At 66.6% G+C, this 17,582-nt stretch carries 12 protein-coding genes and 1 pseudogene; all 13 read left to right on the forward strand.

Going from position 1 to position 17,582, the window contains the following annotated elements; translation table 11 throughout:
- Positions 1-22: 22 nt before the first annotated feature.
- The 13 genes and pseudogenes from gnd to EBS_RS11700 all read left to right on the forward strand — a co-directional run bounded on the left by gnd (position 23) and on the right by EBS_RS11700 (position 17,550).
- Positions 23-1,457, forward strand: a pseudogene (gene gnd, locus EBS_RS11640) (decarboxylating NADP(+)-dependent phosphogluconate dehydrogenase).
- Positions 1,450-2,931, forward strand: coding sequence for a glucose-6-phosphate dehydrogenase (zwf, locus tag EBS_RS11645; protein WP_043108839.1), 1,482 nt, complete (start codon positions 1,450-1,452; stop codon positions 2,929-2,931). The pseudogene gnd and the gene zwf overlap by 8 nt, the downstream one beginning before the upstream one ends.
- Entirely contained in the window at positions 2,928-3,596 is a 669-nt protein-coding gene (pgl, locus tag EBS_RS11650; RefSeq protein WP_043108840.1) for a 6-phosphogluconolactonase, read from the forward strand. Before zwf ends, pgl begins: the two co-directional genes overlap by 4 nt.
- The gene (locus tag EBS_RS11655; RefSeq protein WP_052199559.1) at positions 3,593-4,528 is read left to right on the forward strand and encodes a glucokinase; all 936 of its coding nucleotides are present in this window, start codon (positions 3,593-3,595) and stop codon (positions 4,526-4,528) included. The genes pgl and EBS_RS11655 overlap by 4 nt, the downstream gene beginning before the upstream one ends.
- Positions 4,525-5,823 (forward strand): glucose-1-phosphate adenylyltransferase, encoded by a 1,299-nt coding sequence (gene glgC / locus EBS_RS11660; RefSeq protein WP_043108841.1) that lies wholly within the window; start codon positions 4,525-4,527, stop codon positions 5,821-5,823. The genes EBS_RS11655 and glgC overlap by 4 nt, the downstream gene beginning before the upstream one ends.
- Position 5,824: 1 nt before the next feature.
- Positions 5,825-7,573: a glycoside hydrolase family 57 protein gene (locus EBS_RS11665; RefSeq protein ID WP_043108842.1), complete on the forward strand. Its 1,749-nt coding sequence runs from the start codon at positions 5,825-5,827 to the stop codon at positions 7,571-7,573.
- The gene (gene malQ / locus EBS_RS11670; protein ID WP_043108843.1) at positions 7,570-8,931 is read left to right on the forward strand and encodes a 4-alpha-glucanotransferase; all 1,362 of its coding nucleotides are present in this window, start codon (positions 7,570-7,572) and stop codon (positions 8,929-8,931) included. The genes EBS_RS11665 and malQ overlap by 4 nt, the downstream gene beginning before the upstream one ends.
- Positions 8,921-11,095 carry a 1,4-alpha-glucan branching protein GlgB gene (gene glgB / locus EBS_RS11675; RefSeq protein WP_052199560.1) on the forward strand — a complete coding sequence of 725 codons (2,175 nt, stop codon included), beginning with the start codon at positions 8,921-8,923 and terminating at the stop codon, positions 11,093-11,095. Before malQ ends, glgB begins: the two co-directional genes overlap by 11 nt.
- A 12-nt stretch (positions 11,096-11,107) precedes the next feature.
- Entirely contained in the window at positions 11,108-12,613 is a 1,506-nt protein-coding gene (gene glgA / locus EBS_RS11680; protein ID WP_231892812.1) for a glycogen synthase GlgA, read from the forward strand.
- Positions 12,610-15,078, forward strand: coding sequence for a glycogen/starch/alpha-glucan phosphorylase (locus tag EBS_RS11685; RefSeq protein WP_043108846.1), 2,469 nt, complete (start codon positions 12,610-12,612; stop codon positions 15,076-15,078). The genes glgA and EBS_RS11685 overlap by 4 nt, the downstream gene beginning before the upstream one ends.
- 161 nt (positions 15,079-15,239) lie before the next feature.
- Positions 15,240-16,700, forward strand: a complete 1,461-nt coding sequence (locus EBS_RS11690; protein WP_043108847.1) for an RNA polymerase factor sigma-54 — start codon at positions 15,240-15,242, stop codon at positions 16,698-16,700.
- Positions 16,701-16,723: 23 nt separating this feature from the next.
- The gene (gene hpf, locus EBS_RS11695) at positions 16,724-17,059 is read left to right on the forward strand and encodes a ribosome hibernation-promoting factor, HPF/YfiA family (protein ID WP_043108848.1); all 336 of its coding nucleotides are present in this window, start codon (positions 16,724-16,726) and stop codon (positions 17,057-17,059) included.
- Positions 17,060-17,088: 29 nt separating this feature from the next.
- Complete coding sequence (locus EBS_RS11700) at positions 17,089-17,550, forward strand: PTS sugar transporter subunit IIA (protein ID WP_043108849.1); 462 nt, start codon at positions 17,089-17,091, stop codon at positions 17,548-17,550.
- Positions 17,551-17,582 lie beyond the last annotated feature (32 nt).

The raw sequence follows: 17,582 nt of genomic DNA on the forward strand, positions 1-17,582 counted from the left end.
CAGGAACGGTGGAGACAGGGCCATGGTCGCGAATATCGGTGTCATCGGGCTCGGCGTGATGGGCAGCAACATCGCACTGAACATCGCCGATCATGGCTACCGGGTCGCGGTGTACAACCACCACGTGGAACGGGTACACCACTTCGTCGAGCAGGCCAGCCCCGGCGAACAGTTCATCGGCTGCGAAGACTACGCCGGGCTGTGCGCCACCCTGCACACACCGCGCCTGATCCTGATGATGGTCTACCGCCGGCCCGGTGGTAGACCAGGTAATCGAACAGCTGCTGCCGCACCTGCAACCCGGCGACGTGCTCATCGACGGCGGCAATTCCTTCTACCGCGACACCGAGCGACGCCTGGCCGAACTGGCCGCACACGACATCCGTTACGTTGGCATGGGCATCTCCGGCGGCGAGGAAGGTGCGCGTCACGGTCCATCCATCATGCCCGGCGGAGATGCCGAGGCCTGGCCGCTGATCCGTGACATCTTCCGCGCCATTGCCGCGCGCGCCGAGGACGGTGAACCCTGCTGCCGTTGGGTCGGCAGCGGCGGCGCCGGGCACTACGTGAAGATGGTGCACAACGGCATCGAATACGGCGACATGCAGCTGATCGCCGAGGCCTGGGACCTGCTGTACCGCGGGCTCGGGCTGGACACCGAACGTCTGGCCGCACTGTTCGCCGAGTGGAACCAGGGGCGGCTGTCCTCCTACCTGGTCGAGATCACCGCCGAGATCCTGCACGTGCGCGATCCCGACGGCACGCCGCGGGTATTGCGCATCCTCGACGACGCCGGGCAGAAGGGCACCGGGCGCTGGACCGTGACCGAGGCCCTGGAACTGGGCGTGCCGCTCACCCTGATCGCCGAGGCGGTATTCGCGCGCGCACTCTCTGCGCGCAAGGCCGAGCGCAAACGCGCCGCCGCGCTGCACGGGGCCGCCCCGGCGAGCTTCGAGGGCGACATCGAGGCGGCTATCGCAGCCATCGGTGATGCCCTGTATGCTGCCAAGATCGTCTCCTACGCCCAGGGCTTCATGCAGCTGCGCGACGCCTCCGAGAACCACAGCTGGAACCTGGCCTTCGGTGACATCGCCCTGCTGTGGCGTGCCGGGTGCATCATCCGCAGCCGTTTCCTGAACGATATCGCCGCTGCCTTCGCACACACCCCCGACCTGCCCAACCTGCTGTTCGACGACTTCTTCGGCCGTGCAGTGCAAGAGGCCGTCCCGGGCTGGCGCGAAACGGTACGCCTGGGCGTGCAGCTCGGCATCCCGCTACCCGCGCTGTCCGCCGCGCTCGCCTTCTACGACGGCTGGCGCAGCGAGAACCTGCCAGCCAACCTGTTGCAGGCCCAGCGCGACTACTTCGGTGCGCACAGCTACCGGCGCCTCGACCGCGAGGGCGTCTTCCATACGCACTGGACAACGGATGCACGCGAGGAATGTCTCGATGAGTGATGATTGCAGCCTGGTCATCTTCGGCGCCACCGGCAATCTGGCGCAGCGCAAGCTGTTCCCGGCGCTCTACCACCTGGACGCCTCGGGACTGCTGCCGGCCGGTCTGAAGATCCTGGGCAACGGACGCAGCGAACACAGCCGCGAGAGCTGGCAGCAACATGTGCGCGGCGCCCTCGAGGCGCACGCACGGGACCCGCTGGTCCCCGAGACCTGGCAACGTTTTGCATCGCGGCTGTACTACCTGCGCGGCGACCTTTCCGCGCCCGACACCTACCACCAGCTGGGGCAGACACTGCACGGCAGCGACTGGCCGGACAACCGGGTGTTCTACGTGGCCCTGCCACCGGCGCGCTATGGCAGCATCATCGAATCACTGGGCGAGGCCGAGCTGCTGAACGAGAACGACGGGCACTGGCGCCGGGTGGTGATCGAAAAGCCCTTCGGGGCCGACCTGGAGAGCGCGCGCAGCCTGCAAAGCAAGCTCTCGCGCTACCTGAACGAGCACCAGACCTACCGCATCGACCACTACATGGGCAAGGCGATGGTGCAGAACATCCTGGTCTCCCGTTTCGCCAACCTGCTGTTCGAGCCCCTGTGGAACCGCACCCACATCGAGCAGGTGCAGATCACCCGTACCGAGACCCTGGGCGTGGGCTCACGCGCCAGTTTCTACGAGCACACCGGGGCGCTGCGCGACATGCTGCAGAGCCACCTGATGCAACTGATGTCGCTGATCGCCATGGAACCGCCGGTATCCATGCACAGCGACGACCTGCGCGACGAAAAAGTGAAGGTGCTGAAATCCATTCGCCCCATCCATCCCTCGGCGGTCAACGCGTGCGCCTTCCGCGCCCAGTACACCACCGGCCGCAACGGCGGCGAGACCGTGCCTGGCTACCTGGAAGAGCCGGGCGTCGACCCCCACAGCGTCACCGAGACCTATGCCGCGCTCAAGCTCTACGTGGACAACTGGCGCTGGCGCGACGTGCCCTTCTACCTGCGCACCGGCAAGCGCATGGCCGAAGCGCTGTCCACCATCGCCATCAGCTTCCGCCAGCCACCCAAGCACTTCTTTCGCAGGGCGCACATCGAGCGCCCGCCGCCCAACTGGATGATCATGAGCATGTCGCCCGAGGAGTCACTGCGCATCGAGATCACGGTCAAGCGGCCAGGCATGACCATGTCCACCCGACAAATCAGCCTGGATGCTCCCTTCCGCTGCGAATACCATGCCCAGACCGGCGCCTACGAGGGCCTGCTGCTCGACGTGCTCGAGGGCGACAACTCGCTGTTCCTGCGCTACGACGAGGTGGAATGGGCCTGGCGGGTGGTCGATCCGGTGCTGCATGCCTGGGCCACCGAGCGCGACTACATCGCCAGCTACCCCGCAGGCAACTGGGAACCGGCCGAGGTGGGGCGTATCTTCGACCGACCGCATCACCACTGGCGCAATCATCTGGATCCCGAGTCATGACCACCTGGATCGGCTGCGAGGACGCGGACGCCCTGGCCACCGAGGCAGCGCGCCTGATCCGTGCCGCGGCGGCCGAAGCGATCGCCCGCCATGGGCACTTCCGGCTGGTACTGGCAGGCGGCACTACCCCGCTGGCCACCTATCGGCTGCTCACCGAACAACCCGAGGGGCTGGCCGACTGGCACCTGTACTACGGCGACGAGCGCTGCCTGCCGGCGGACGATCCACAACGCAACGCCAGCCTGGTCGCAGAGACCGGCCTGCCGACACACGCCAGTCGCCACCATCCCATTCCCGCCGAGGCCTGCCCCGAGGGCGCGGCTGTGCGTTACACCGCCACCATCACCCCTGCCCTGCCCTTCGACCTGGTGTTGCTGGGCATGGGCGAGGACGGCCACACTGCCAGCCTGTTCCCCGGTCACCATTGGCCCGACCAGCCGGTGATCCCGGTCGAGAACGCCCCCAAGCCACCGTCACGACGGGTCAGCCTGGGCCCCACCAGCCTGCGCGCCTGCCGGCAGATGCTGGTGCTGGTCAGCGGCGAGGGCAAGGAAGAGGCGCTACGCGCCTGGCGCGCCGGTGAAGACCTGCCGGTGACACGCGTCGCCGACCTGCCGCAGGCGCGGGTGCTGGTCGAGCGCAACCTGCTGGAGACCGCGCCATGAGCCGACTGGCCGCCGATGTCGGAGGCACCTGGACCCGTCTGGCGCTGCTCGACGGCGGGGAGACCCGTACCCGGCACTATCGCAATGCCGGCTTTTCCGACCTCTATCAGATCATCGAACGTTTCCTGCTCGACGAACAGGTGGCAGCGACCACCATCAAGTACATGGTACTGGCCCTGCCGGGCCCGGTGGGCGAGGCGCCGATGCACCTCACCAACCTCGGCTGGGTAGTGAAGCACGAGGGCCTGCACGCCTGCTGCCCACGGGCGCACATCCGCCTGCTCAACGACTTCCAGGGCGCCGCGGTGGGGGCACTGCACGCCAGTGAGGGACGCTGGCTCAACCCACATGCCGCGGCACCGGCAAGCCGGGGCCCGGCGGTGGTCACCGGCCCCGGGACCGGCCTGGGCCTGGCCTGGTACGCGGACATTACCGAGGCCGCGCTGCCCCGGGCCAGCGAAGGCGGGCATGCCGATTTCGCGCCGGCCGAAGCACGGCAGCGCGCCTTGCACGCCTGGCTGGCACAGCGCCATGGTCACGTCTCCTGGGAGCGGGTGCTGTCCGGGCCGGGACTGGGCGAACTGCATGCCTTTCTCGCCGCGGCAGAAGACCCTTTGCCCCCAGAGCAGGTCCAGCAACACGCCGAGACCGGCGATGCGACAAGCCGCGAGGCGATTGCACTGTTCCTGCGCATCCTCGGCAACTGGGTCAGCAACCTGGCCCTGCTGTTCCGTCCTGCGGCCGGGATCTGGCTGTGTGGCGGCGTGGTCCAGCACCTGGCACGCTGGTTTGCGGGCGATGCCTTCCTCGAAGGTTTCCTGGCCCGCGGGCGCATGCAGGCCGTGGCACGCGAGACCCCGGTACGCCTGGTCGAGCAGGCCGATGTCGGTCTCGCGGGGGTCATTCATCTGGCAAGAGGTCTGACGCCATGAAGGATGAGAACCAACAACAGAAACTCTATCGCTACTATGTCGAACCCCGCATGGTCAGCGATCTCACGCGCAACACCCTCGTGCTGGTGCTCGCCGGTGGCGTGGGCTCGCGCCTGAAGAACCTCACCAAGTGGCGCGCCAAGCCGGCGGTACCCTTCGGCGCCAAATACCGCATCATCGACTTCCCGCTGTCGAACTGCGTCAACTCCGGCCTGCGGCGCATCGGCGTGCTCACCCAGTACAAGTCGCACTCGCTGATCCGCCACCTGCAACGCGCCTGGAGCTTCATGCGCCCGGAGATCGGTGAGTTCGTGGAGATCATCCCCGCCCAGCAGCGCCTGCGCCAGGAGTGGTACCAGGGCACTGCCGACGCCATCTACCAGAACCTGGACATCATCTATCGGCACAACCCGAAATACGTGCTGGTACTCGGCGGCGACCACATCTACACCATGGACTACAGCCGCATGCTCCAGCATCACGTGAAACACCGCGCGGACCTCACCGTGGGCTGCATCGAGGTGCCGCTGAGCGAGGCCAGCGCCTTCGGCGTGATGTCGGTGGACGAGAACCTCGAGATCACCCGCTTCACCGAAAAGCCGGCACACCCCGAACCCATACCGCAACACCCTGACGTGGCGCTGGCCTCGATGGGGATCTATATCTTTTCCATGGGGTTCCTCGCCGACATCCTGATCCGCGACGCCGAGGAGCCGACATCCGAACACGACTTCAGCAAGGACATCATTCCCAAGGCGATCCGCGACGCACGCGCGGTGGCCTACCCCTTCGTGGACGAGCGTGGCCACCCTGCCTACTGGCGCGACGTGGGCTCCCTGTACTCCTACTGGAAGGCCAACATCGAGCTATGCGATATCGAACCGGAACTCAACCTGTACCGGCGCGACTGGCCTATCTGGACCTACCAGACACAGAGTCCGTCCGCCAAGTTCGCCTTCGACGACGAGGACCGGCGCGGCATGGCGGTGGACTCGCTGGTGGCCGGCGGCTGCATCATCTCGGGCGCCCTGGTGCGGCATTCGGTGATCTCCTTCAACACCACGATCGAGACCGGCAGCCTGATCGAGGACAGCGTGATCCTGCCCAAGGTGAGCATCGGCAGGAACTGCACCATCCGCCGAGCCATCATCGACAAGGGCACCCTGATCCCCGACGGCATGCAGATCGGCGTGGACCTCGAGAAGGACCGCCAGCGCTTCCTGGTCACCGAAGAGGGCATCGTGCTGGTCACTCCCGGACAGATGGGCCAGCGTCTGCACTTCGAGCGCGAGTGAGATGAGCACACCACGCCTGCGCTTCGTACTCTGCTGGCACATGCACCAGCCCTGGTACCGCGAGACCCTTGACGGCGACCACGCCCTGCCCTGGGTCTACCTGCATGCGCTCAAGGACTACAGCGACATGGCGGCACATCTCGAGGCGCACCCGGCAATGCGTGTGGTGGTCAACTTTACCCCGGTACTGCTCGAACAGCTCGCACACTATGCCGAGCGGCTGCGGGCCTGGCTGAACCACGGCAGCAGCATCCCCGACCCGCTGCTCGAACTGCTCGCCGGGCTGCGCCCCGTGCCCGAAGACCCGGACCAGCGCCGGGAGTTGCTGCGCTGTTGCCTGCGCGCCCACGCCCCGCGCATGATCGACCCCCACCCGGGATTCCGTGAGCTGCTTGTCCCCCTGGGCTATCCCGAGATCCCCGAGGACGACCTCCCCCTCCTGGACTACCTCGACGACCAGTATTTCATCGATCTGCTGGTGTGGTATCACCTGGCCTGGCTGGGCCATTCCCTGCGCGCACATCCCACCGTACAAGGTCTGATGCACAAGGCCCGCCTTTTCGATCTCGCCGACCGGCGTGCCCTGCTGTCCCTGTTCGCCGAGATCATCGAGGGCCTGCCCGGCCGCTACCGTACGCTGGCCGAGAGCGGGCAGATCGAACTGTCGGCCACCCCCTGGAGCCACCCCATCGTGCCGTTGCTGCTCGACTTCGAGAGTGCGCACTGTGCCCTGCCTGGCTGCTCACTGCCCGTACACCCCGGCTACCCCGGCGGCGAGGCGCGCGCGGAATGGCAACTCGCGCACGGCCTGGCGGTGTTCGAACGCTTCTTCGGCCGCCGCCCGCAGGGGGTCTGGCTCTCCGAGGGCAGCGTCAGCGAGCAGGCAGTGGCACTGCTCGCCCGCTTCGGTATCACCTGGACTGCTTCGGGCGAGGGGGTATGGCACAACAGCCGGCGCCTCTCGGGACTGCCCCATGACACTCCCGAGGCGCGCCACGCCCTGTTCGTGCCGCACCGCATGCCCCAGGAGACCACCCGCCTGTTCTTCCGCGACGACGGCCTGTCCGACCGCATCGGCTTCGAGTACCAGCACTGGAACAACGAAGATGCGGTGACCGATTTTCTCCATCACCTGCACAACATCCGCAACTACCTGGGAAAGCACGCGGGCGAACGGGTGGTGAGCGTGATCCTCGACGGCGAGAACGCCTGGGAATACTACCCCGACAACGCCTGGCACTTCCTCGGCGAGCTGTACCAGCGCCTGGCCACCGACCCGCTGATCGAGGTCACCACCTTCGGCGAAGCACAAAGCCAGGTGCCGGAGCTGGAGCTGCCGCGGCTGTGCGCCGGCAGCTGGGTGCACGGCTCCTTCTCCACCTGGATCGGCGAGCCCGCCAAGAACCGTGCCTGGGACCTGCTGGTGGAGGCCAAGCGTGCCTACGACGAAGTGCTCGCCAGCGGCCGGCTCGATACCCACCGCCGGCTCGATACCCACCGCCGGCTCGATACCCACCGCCGGCTCGAGGCCGGCCTGCAACTGGCCGTGTGCGAGGGCTCGGACTGGTTCTGGTGGTTCAGCGACGACAACCCGGCCGACAGCGTGCAGTCCTTCGACCGCCTCTATCGACAGCAACTGGCACACCTCTACGAACTGCTCGGCAAGCCGCCCCCCGATGCGCTGGCCCGCCCGCTCGCCCATGGTGGCGGTCACGCGGCCAACGCCGGCACCATGCGCCGCGCGCCATGAATGAGCGCACAGGCGAACACCAGGCCGGGATCCTGCTGCACCCCACCTCGCTACCTTCCGGGCGGCTGGACGGTGACGTGGAGCGCTGGCTGGACTGCCTGTGCCGCGCTGGCGCCCGGGTCTGGCAGATGCTCCCGCCGGGCATCCCCGATACCACCGGCTCGCCCTACCAGAGCTGTTCGGCATTCGCCGCAAACCCGGCACTGCTCGCACCCGATCCCACCCTGCCGCTGGCCGAGTTGACCCGCGAAGACTTTGTGGCGCGCGAACGCGACTGGCTGATCGACTTTGCGCGCTTTCGCGTGCTCAAGCAACGTCACGACCAGCGCCCCTGGCAGGACTGGGCGGCCCCGCTGCGCGACCGAGAACCGGCAGCGCTGGCTCGCCTCGACCAGGAGGCACAGGCCGAGATCGACCGCGAGATCGACTGCCAACACCTGCCGCAACGGCGCTGGCTGGCGATCCGTGCCGAATGCGCACGCCGTGGCCTGCACCTGTTCGGCGACCTGCCACTGTTCGTGGCTCTGGACAGCGCCGAAGTCTGGGCGGCACGCGAACTGTTCCTGCTCGACGAGCACGGCCAGCCGATCTATGTGGCCGGCGTCCCGCCGGACTATTTTTCCGAGATCGGGCAACGCTGGGGCAACCCGCACTACGACTGGCAGGCCATGCAGGCCGACGGCTTCCGCTGGTGGCGGCGACGCCTGCGCCGCACCCTGGACTGGTTCGACCTGGTACGCCTGGATCATTTTCGCGGCCTGGTGGCGAGCTGGATGATCCCGGCCGACAGCGCCACCGCCGCCGAGGGTTTCTGGCAACCGGTACCCGGCGCCGCCCTGCTCGAGGCCCTGCACGGCGAGTTCCCCGAGCTGCCGCTGGTCGCCGAGGACCTGGGCATCATCACCCCCGAGGTACTCACCTTGCGCCAGCGCTTCGAGCTGCCCGGCATGGCGGTGCTGCAGTTCGCCTTCGACGGCCACGAGGACAATCCGCACAAACCCGCCAATATCGGGCCGGATACCGTGGTCTATACCGGTACCCACGACAACGACACGGTTCACGGCTGGTTCGCGGCACAGGACCCGGCTACTCGGGAGTTCGTCTATCACCTGCTCGGCGGGCAGGCCGAGGATGACGTGGCAGACCTGCTGATCCAGGCCGCGCTGGCGAGCCGCGCCTGGCTGGCGGTGCTGCCACTGCAAGACCTGCTGCGCATGGGCAGCGAGGCACGCATGAACACCCCCGGCACCACCGAGGGCAACTGGCGCTGGCGCGTCACCTGGGAACAAATCGATCCGGCACGTCTGGACTGGCTGCGCGGGCGCCTGCGCGAGACGGGACGCGACCATGAGTGTTGAAACCCTGCTCGAACGCCTGCACCAGGGCCACCTGCACGACCCCTTCCTGGTGCTGGGCCGGCACCGGGACGCCAAGGGCGAGGTAGTCCGCGCCTTCCTCCCGCAGGCCCGCCAGGCCTGGCTGGACGAACTGGGGCAAATGGAACGTGTCAGCGCGGACGGCCTGTTCGAATACCGCCTGAGCCCGGCACAGGCCACACAGTTGCCGCCCCATTACCACATCGCCTGGAGCGAACCGGGCGACGATCGCCGGCACCGGGTCGTCAGCCCCTGGAGCTTCGGTCCGCAGCTCGGCGACGGCGACCTGCACCTGTTCGGCGAAGGGCGCCACCACCATGCCTATCGCTTCCTCGGCGCGCGCCCCTGGCGCATCGACGACATCGACGGCGTGCTGTTCGCGGTCTGGGCGCCGGGGGCACGACGGGTCAGCGTGGTCGGCGACTTCAACGGCTGGCACGGCCTGCGTCACCCCATGCGCCTGCGCGGCGACGGCGGTGTGTGGGAGTTGTTCGTGCCCGGCCTGCACCCCGGCGATCCCTACAAGTACGAGATCCTGGGGCCGGCCGGCCAGCTGGTGCTCAAGGCCGATCCCTATGCGCGCCGCACCGGTCTGCGCCCCGAGACCGTCAGCCGGGTGCCCGACGACACGCCCTTCGCCTGGTCCGACCACGACTGGTTGCTCGCGCGCGAACGCTGGGACTGGCAACACCAGCCAATGTCCATCTACGAGCTGCACCTGGGCTCCTGGCAGCGGCGTGCCGACGGCGGCTTCCTGAACTACCGCGAGATTGCCAAGCGCCTGGTGCCCTATGTACGCGACCTGGGCTTCACCCACGTCGAACTGCTGCCGGTCATGGAGCACCCGCTGGACGAGTCCTGGGGCTACCAGGTCACCGGCTTCTACGCGCCCACCGCCCGCTATGGCGAGCCGGACGACCTGCGCTGGCTGATCGACCACTGCCATCGCCACGGCATCGGCGTCATCCTCGACTGGGTGCCGGGCCACTTCCCGCGCGACGAGTTTGCCCTGGCGCGCTTCCTCGGCGAACCGTTGTACGAACACCCCGACCCGCGCCGCGGCGAACACCGCGACTGGGGCACCCTGATCTTCGACTACGGGCGCAACGAGGTGCGCAATTTCCTGCTTGCCAACGCGGTGTACTGGCTGGAGGAGTTCCACGCCGACGGCCTGCGCGTGGACGCGGTCGCCTCCATGCTCTATCTCGACTATTCGCGCGAACCCGGCGACTGGCTGCCCAACATCCACGGCGGGCGCGAGAACCTGGATGCCATCGCCTTCCTGCGCGAGACCAACGAGGTGCTGCACGGGCGTTTTCCGGGGGCACTGAGCATCGCCGAGGAATCCACCGCCTGGCCCATGGTCTCACGCCCCACCTGGATGGGCGGCCTCGGTTTCAGCATGAAATGGAACATGGGCTGGATGAACGACACCCTGAGCTATTTCCGCGAAGACCCGCTGCACCGCAAGCATCACCACGGCCGGCTGACCTTCGGGCAGCTCTACGCCTACCACGAGAATTTCGTGCTGCCGCTGTCGCACGACGAGGTAGTGCACATGAAGGGCAGTCTGCTCGGCAAGATGCCGGGAGACGACTGGCAACAGTTCGCCAACCTGCGCCTGCTGCTGTGCTGGCAGTTCGCCCACCCCGGCAAGCAGCTCCTGTTCATGGGCGGCGAATTCGCCCAGCGCGTCGAATGGAGCGAGGCGCGCGAACTGGACTGGCACCTGCTGGAACACGACGCACACCGCGGCACCCAGGCCCTGGTGCGCGACCTCAACCGGCTGCACGCCCAGTATCCCGCCCTGCACCGCCATGACTTCGAGTCCGAGGGCTTCACCTGGCTGGACTGCGAGGACGCCAACCATTCCGTGCTGGCCTTCACCCGAGAGGGCGACGGCCAGGTACTGGTGTGCGTGCTCAACTTCACCCCGGTTCTGCGCGAGGGTTACCGGGTGCCCCTGCCCGGCCCCGGGCAGTATCATGAGATCTTCAATTCCGACTCGGCCCACTACGGTGGCACCAACTGCGGCAACGAGCCGGTGGCGGCGGAACCCCTGCCCTGGCGCGGGCAGGACTGGTCCGCGGCATTGACCCTGCCGCCGCTGGGCATGCTGATCCTCGAACCCGAACCCGAACCCTGAGGGAGACGCACCATGCCAGCCACCATGACCCGCTCCGCCCGCCCCCTCCGGGTACTGTATGCCGCCAGCGAGGCCTGGCCGTTGATCAAGACCGGCGGCCTGGGCGACGTGGCGCACGCCTTGCCCAACGCCCTGCACACCCTGGGGGCGGACCTGCGCCTGGTACTGCCCGCCTACCGCGAGGTGCTGCGCCAGGTCGAGGACCTGCAGATCCTCGGCTGGCTGGACCTGGGTGACGGCAGCGAAGCACGCATCGTGCAGGCCTGGCACCCGGCCTTCGAGATGCCCCTTTGGCTGGTGGACATCGGCGAGTTGTTCGACCGCGAAGGCAACCCCTATGTCGACCCCGACGGCCACGACTGGCCCGACAACCCGCAACGCTTCACCCGCTTCTCACGCGCCGTGGCGCTGCTCGGCGTGGATACCCTGGAAACCGGCTGGCGACCCGACATCGTGCATGCCAACGACTGGCAGACCGGTCCCGTGGCCGCCTTCCTGCACGAGATGCCGCAGGCGCCGCGCAGCCTCTATACCATCCACAACATTGCCTACGATGGCCAGTTCGACCATGCCACCTTCGAGGCCTTGCATCTGCCTGCCAGGTGGTGGTCCATCGACGGCGCCGAGTTCCATGGCCGCTTCTCGCCCATGAAGGCCGGGCTGATGTTCTCCGACCGCATCAACACGGTCAGCCCCACCTATGCGCGCGAAATCCAGACACCTGAACATGGCTACGGTTATGCTGGCATACTGCAGCATCTGCGGCACAAGCTCAGCGGCATCCTCAACGGCATCGACACCCGGGTATGGGACCCGGCGAACGACCCGCACATCGCCGCCAACTACGATTGCGACAGCGACCTGGAGGAGGTCCGCCACCTCAACCGCAAGGCACTGCTCGAAGCCCTGGGCGCAGAACCCCAGGCCGCGGCCGCCCGCGCACCGGTGATCGGTTTCGTCGGCCGCCTGGTCCACCAGAAGGGCATCGACCTGCTGATCGAGGCAATCCCCAAACTGGTGCGCCAGACCACTGTGCGCTTCGCCATCGTGGGCAGCGGCGAACGGCGCTACCAGGCTCGCCTGGAACAGCTCCGCCAGCGCCTCCCGGCTCGGGTGTTCTGCTACATCGGCTATTCCGAGCCCCTGGCCCACCAGCTCGAGGCCGGCGCGGACATCTTTGCCATGCCCTCGCGCTACGAACCCTGCGGGCTGAACCAGCTCTACAGCCTGCGCTACGGCACCCCGCCGGTGGTGCGCCGCACCGGCGGCCTGGCCGACACCGTGGAACATGCCAGCCCCCGCGCCCTGGCTGACGGCAGCGCTACCGGCTTCGTGTTCGATGCCCCCACCGCCCCGGCCCTGGCACAGGCCCTGCGCCAGGCCTTGCGCACACGCCAGGATCCGGTCCTCTGGCGTCAGCTGCAATGCGCTGGCATGCAGCGCCCGCTGGGCTGGGAACAGAGTGCGCGACGCTATCTCGAACTGTACCGAACCATCCTGCAGGACAAACGACCATGAACAACGAACTGGGTGAAGAACTCTGCCTGCTGCAACCGATCGACCCGCTGCCAGCCGACGCCGACACCATTGCGCAGGATTTCCGGCGCTATCTCGACTATCACCTGGGCCGCTTTCTCGGCTGCGACACGGTATACCTGTACCACGCCCTGGCCTATGTCACGCGCGATCACCTGATGGCCGACTGGCGCAATACCTGGTTACACTACCAGGACCCCCAACTGCGGCGCGCCCACTACCTGTCGATGGAATATCTCATCGGCCGCTCGCTGGGCAACAACCTGCTCAATTGCGAACTGGCCGAACCGATGCGCGAGGCCATGGAACGCTTCTCCATCCGTCTCGAGGACGTGGAGGCCAAGGAGCCCGACGCCGGCCTGGGAAACGGCGGCCTGGGCCGACTGGCCGCCTGCTTCCTCGACAGTTGCGCCACCCTCGGCCTGCCGGTGATCGGCTACGGCCTGCGCTACGAATACGGCATGTTCCACCAGCACATCGAGAACGGGCACCAGGTCGAGGACCCCGACCACTGGCTGCGCGACGGCCATCCCTGGGAAATCGAGCGTCCCGAGTTCGCGCAAACGGTGCACTTCGGCGGACGGGTGGAACACTTCACCGACGCGCAGGGCCACGAGGGCGCGCGCTGGACGGACACCGAGGACGTGGTGGCCGTGCCCTACGACATCCCCATCGCCGGCTATCGCAACAAGGTGGTCAACACCCTGCGCCTGTGGAACGCCTCGGCCACCAGCGAATTCAACCTGATGGAATTCAATGCCGGCGACTATGCCGAGGCGGTGGCGCTGAAGAACCAGGCCGAAAACATCACCATGGTGCTCTACCCCAACGACGCCACCGAGAACGGGAAGGAGCTGCGCCTGCGCCAGCAGTACTTCCTCACCTCGGCCAGCCTGCAGGATGTGCTGCGCCAGTGGGACGGGCGGCCGATCGAGGATTTCGCGAAGTTCAACGTCTTCCAGCTCAACGACACCCATCCCAGCATCGCGGTGGCCGAGCTGATGCGCCTGCTGGTGGACGAGAAGCGCCTGCCCTGGGAGCAGGCCTGGGAGATCAGCCGCTCGTGCATGGCCTATACCAACCACACCCTGCTGCCCGAGGCGCTGGAGCGCTGGCCGGTGAACCTGTTCGAGTCGCTGCTGCCACGCCTGCTGGAGATCATCTACCGCATCAATGCCGAGTTCCTGGCCGAGGTGCGCGCGCGCTGGCCAGGCGACATGGAGCGGGTCCGCCGGATGTCCCTGATCGAAGAAGGTCCGGTGCGCCAGGTGCGCATGGCCTGGCTGGCCATCGTCGGCAGCTTCTCGATCAACGGCGTGGCCGAACTGCACTCCTCGCTGCTGCGCCAGGGCCTGTTCCGCGACTTCTACGAGATGTGGCCCGAGCGCTTCAACAACAAGACCAACGGTGTCACCCCGCGGCGCTGGCTGGCGCATGCCAACCCCCACCTGGCCGGCCTGCTCACCGACACCCTGGGCGACGGCTGGCAGGCCGATCTCGCACGCCTGGAAGGCCTGCGCCCCCTGGCTGACGACGCCGGCTTCCGCGAACGCTGGTGCGAGATCCGTCACTACAACAAGCAGCGCCTGGCCGACCTGGTCGCACACTACGCGGGCGTGCGCTTCGACCCCTCGGCGCTGTTCGACGTGCAGGTCAAGCGCATCCACGAGTACAAGCGGCAACTGCTCAACATCCTGCACATCATCCACCTGTACAACTGTATCCATTCCGGTGACGAGGAGCGGGTGCCGCGTTGCGTGCTGATCGGCGGCAAGGCCGCACCCGGTTACGTGCGCGCCAAGGAGATCGTCAAGCTGGCCAACAACGTGGCCGCGGTGGTCAACAGCGACCCGCTGGTGGGCGAGCGCCTGAAGGTGGCCTTCATCCCCAACTACAACGTCTCCAAGATGGAGGTGATCTGCACCGGCACCGACCTGTCAGAGCAGATCTCCACCGCAAGCAAGGAGGCATCGGGCACCGGCAACATGAAATTCATGATGAACGGCGCGGTGACCATCGGCACCTACGATGGAGCCAACATCGAGATCCTGCAGGCGGTGGGCGAGGACAACTTCTTCCTGTTCGGCCTGCACGCCGACGAAGTGGCCGCGTTGCGCCCCCAGTACGAGCCCCAGCAGTACATCGATGCCGACCCCGACCTGGCCGCGGTGCTGCAACTGCTCGAGAGCGGCCATTTCAATGCCGTGGAACCCGGCATCTTCGACGGCCTGATCGGTTCGCTGAAGAGCCCGCACGACCCCTGGATGACACTGGCCGACTTCCGCAGCTACATCGATACCCAGCAGCGGGTGGAGCAGGCCTGGCACGACACCGAGCGCTGGAGTCGCATGAGCATCCTCAATACCGCGGCCAGCGGCATGTTCTCCACCGACCGCACCATCGCCGAGTACAATGCCGAGATCTGGCGTCTGAAGGCCATCGGTTGAGACCGGATTCACCGTGCGGGAATGTTTTGCACCAGATCAGCCCACCCCGGGCTCGCGGCGGTACAATTGGACTCAGCGTCAATATTGCACCCGGGCGCAATATTGGAGCTAGAATGAACATAAAAGCCACAGGCGCAGTATCCATTGGCAGTTTCAGCTGAATGAAACCCACGCTTCAACTCCGCATTGGTCAGCACCTGACCATGACCCCGCAACTGCAGCAGGCGATAAAGCTGCTGCAGTTGTCTACACTGGACCTGAAGCAGGAGATCCAGGAGGCGCTCGAGTCCAACCTGATGCTCGAGACCGAGGAGGAAGGCGCACAGAAGGAATCCGCCGATTCCATGCCCGAGGCTCTCGAATCCGCGGCGGGCGACAGTCCGGCCAACGACATCAACAACGAGCGGGAGATCCAGATCGAGACCGCCACCATCCCCGAGGAACTGCCGGCCGATACCAGCTGGGACGACCTTTACGACAACATCACCCTGCCGACCACGAGTAACGTCAACGACATGCTAGCCCAGCGCAGCGCCGACGAGTCGCTGCACGATCACCTCACCTGGCAGATGGAGTTGACCCACTTCAGCCCGCTGGATCTGCGTATCGCCGAGCCCATCATCGACAGCATCGGTGACGACGGCTACCTGCACGCCAGCCTGGAAGACATCGCCGCCAGCGTCCCCGACGCCAGTCCCGGGCTGGACGAGGTGGAGGCCGTGCTGCACCGCATCCAGGCCTTCGACCCGCCAGGCGTGGGCGCGCGCGACCCGCGCGAGGCCCTGCTCATCCAGGCGCGCCAGCTCAGTGACGAATACGATTCGCGCGAACTGGCGCTCGAAATCCTCGAACACCACTTCAAGCTGCTCACCGAGGGTCGCCAGGAAGTCCTGCTGCGCAAGCTCAAGGTCTCGCCCGAGGAGCTGGCCGAGGCGGTAGCCCTCATCCGCTCGCTCAACCCGCACCCGGGCAGCGCCATTCCCGGTCCGCCCCCCACCTACGTGGAACCGGACGTGTTCGTGTTCAAGCGCGAGGGACGCTGGATGGAGGAACTCAACCCCGACGCTTCGCCGCGCCTGCGCGTCAACCCCACCTATGCCGCGATGATCCGTCGCGCCGACAACAGCGACGACAATATCGTGCTCAAGAACCACCTGCAGGAGGCGCGCTGGTTCATCAAGAGCCTGCAGAGCCGCAACGAGACCCTGCTCAAGGTGGCGCGCGCCATCGTCGAGCACCAGCAGGCGTTCTTCGAGTACGGCGAAGAAGCCATGAAGCCGCTGGTGTTGCGCGACATCGCCGAAAAGGTCGAGATGCACGAATCGACCATCTCGCGGGTCACCACCCAGAAATACATGTACACCCCGCGCGGCACCCTGGAGTTCAAGTACTTCTTCTCCAGCCACGTGAGTACCGACAGCGGCGGCGAGGCCTCGGCCACTGCCATTCGCGCGGTCATCAAGAAGCTGATCGCCGCCGAGCCACCGGGCAAGCCGTTGTCGGACAACAAGATCGCCAACCTGCTGGCCGAACAGGACATCAAGGTGGCACGGCGCACCGTCGCCAAGTATCGGGAGTCGATGGGCATTCCCCCGTCGAACGAACGCAAGCGCCTGGCCTAGGCGCCTCAACAAAGGAGAGGAACATGCAACTGAACCTGACCGGTCACCATGTCGATATCACCGACTCCATGCGCAACTATGTCAACGAAAAACTGGCGAGACTCACCCGCCACTTCGACCATGTGACCAATGTGCACGTGATCCTCAGTGTGGAAAAGCTGGAACAGAAGGCCGAGGCCACCCTGCACGTGTCGGGCAACGACATCTTTGCCGAGGCCGTCAACGAAGACATGTACGCCGCCATCGACGCCCTGGTGGACAAGCTCGACCGACAGGTGATCAAGCACAAGGAAAAGCTCAAGAGCCACCGCAGCAACGGCCAGCAGCCGCCCCTGGAGGCCACCGAGATTCCGAACTGACGACGAGACACCACGCGGACGGTCAGCCCATGCCCACCACGGACATCCTCGGCATCGAGTCCATACGCCTGGACGACACCTCGCCGAGCAAGAAACGGGTGCTCGAGCAGGCGGCGCACCTGCTCGCACCCCACGACGCGGAACTGAGCGAACGCATCTTCGGGCGCCTGCTCGAACGCGAACGCCTGGGCAGTACCGGGCTGGCCGGCGGCGTGGCCCTGCCGCACGCACGCATGCCCGACATCACCCAGACCCGCGGCGCATTCCTGCGGCTGGCCTCCCCGGTGGACTTCGACAGCTTCGACGGCCGCCCGGTAGACCTGGTGTTCGCACTGCTGGTCCCCGAGGAGGCCACCGAGGCCCACCTGCAACTGCTGGCCGAACTGGCCCGCACCTTCAACGACCCGACCTTGCGCGCCCAGTTGCGGCGCGCCACCCCCGCGCAGGCGCTCGACCTGCTGACCCGCCGCCTCGCCCACGAGGCCGCATAAGGTCCGCGTCCGCGATCTCTACGAGGCGCTGC

Origin of the sequence: endosymbiont of unidentified scaly snail isolate Monju, from assembly GCF_000801295.1 — a bacterium.
In the GTDB taxonomy this organism is placed as follows: Bacteria; Pseudomonadota; Gammaproteobacteria; order Chromatiales; family Chromatiaceae; genus MONJU.